This is a genomic window from Geodermatophilus sp. CPCC 206100, assembly GCF_048569675.1.
Lineage (GTDB): Bacteria > Actinomycetota > Actinomycetes > Mycobacteriales > Geodermatophilaceae > Geodermatophilus.
Genome location: NZ_JAQISV010000081.1, coordinates 1 through 1,521 on the forward strand (window position 1 = coordinate 1; position 1,521 = coordinate 1,521).

Here is a 1,521-nt window from a genome sequence, read left to right on the forward strand (position 1 = left end):
TGCCCCGCGCCCCTGGCCGCGCCGGCCGCCCGCACCAGCGCGGCGAGCTCGCCGCGGACGGCGCCGCGGTCGATGGCGGCGGCCGCCTGTGCGAGGTCCCGGGCGACGGCGGGGGCGCCGGCGGCCGGCAGCTCCGCCACCGCGCGGTCCAGCGCGTCCAGCAGCGGTTCGGGGGCCGCGTCCTGGCCGCGGGCGCGGTGCCGCGCGGCACCGGCCACGTCCGCCAGGAGCGCCTCGACGGTGGGGCCGGCCGCCGGCGGTCGACCGGACCCGCCGACCGCGGCGGGGCGCAGCGCCACCCGCCCGTCGGCCCGGACGACGGTCCGACCGAGGTCCACCCGGTCGCCGCCCGGGCTCCCGGCTCCCGGCTCGGGTCGCCGCGCCGCCTCCGCCACCAGGCCCGCGCCGATCTCGAGGGCCTGCGGGGCGGTGAGCCGGGCCAGGGCGATCAGCCGGGTCAGCTCCAGGCCGCCCGCGACGTCCGGCGGCGGCTCGACCGGCTGCGGCTCGGCACCGGTCGGGAGGCCGGGCCCGGGAGCCGGTCCGTGGCGCGCGGTAGCCAGATCCGTCACCGACCGCCACCCCCGCCCAACCGCCGCTGACTGGGCCTTCCCCCCGTGACTCGCCTGGGGCAGATGCTGGACCGAGGGGAGTCCCGGTGTCACGGGGTTCGCGCGCGGCGCGCGGACGATTGCCGGACCGCACCGACCGGGCGGTCGGCCTCCGGAGGCGCCGACCGCGTCAGGAGCCGCGCCGGATCGCCGCTCTGGCCAGGGCCACGGCGGCGGCGAAGGTCAGCGCGGCGCCCTCGGCGGTCGCGGCGTCCACGCCGGCGTCGCCGAGCCGCCCGCGGAGGGCGCGGACGGCCAGCTCGAGCGCCTGGTTGCGCACGAAGGCCGGGTACCGGTGCCGGTTGGCGGCCACCGCTCCCGCCAGCACCGCGGCATCGCGGGGCTCCCCGATCCGCGCCAGGAGGACGGCGAGGTTCTCCAGCACCCACCACTGGGACAGCTCGTTGCCGAGGTCCTCCCACTGGTCGAGCACCTCTCCGAACCGCTCGAGCGCGGTCGCGTCCGATCCCCCACCGGCCAGCAGCGTCAGCGCCGAGCTGCGCGCCAGCATGACGAACAGCCGGTTGTCCACGTCGGTGCCGTGCTCCAGGACGGCGGCGTACGCGGCGAGGGCCCGGTCGGGGTCGGCCGCGGCGGTCGCCTCGCCCAGCACGTAGTACGCCCAGGCGAGACCGCTCGGGTTGCCGAGCTCGGCCAGTGGCCCGAGCAGCTCGGCGACGCGGGCGGCCGCCCAGTCGGCGCCGCCGCCGTAGGTCGCGGCCTGGCAGACCGAGACCTCGGCCATCAGCTCGTTGACCCGATCACCGGCCGCCCGGTGCAGGGCCGCGGTCCGCCGGTACCGCTCGACGGCGTCCGCGGTGGCACCGAGGAACATGGCGTGGCAGGCGTACTGGCTCATCGACCGCGCGGCGGCGGGCGCCTCGGGGCCGCCGGCAAGGCGGGGGGCAAG

At 79.7% G+C, this 1,521-nt stretch carries 1 protein-coding gene and 1 pseudogene; both read right to left on the reverse strand.

Going from position 1 to position 1,521, the window contains the following annotated elements; all coding sequences use genetic code 11:
• Positions 1 to 572, reverse strand: a pseudogene (locus PGN05_RS24185) (hypothetical protein); the annotation flags it as partial.
• A 169-nt stretch (positions 573 to 741) separates the two neighbouring features.
• A partial coding sequence (locus PGN05_RS24190; RefSeq protein ID WP_419755130.1) for a hypothetical protein occupies positions 742 to 1,521 on the reverse strand: 780 nt, incomplete at its 5' end.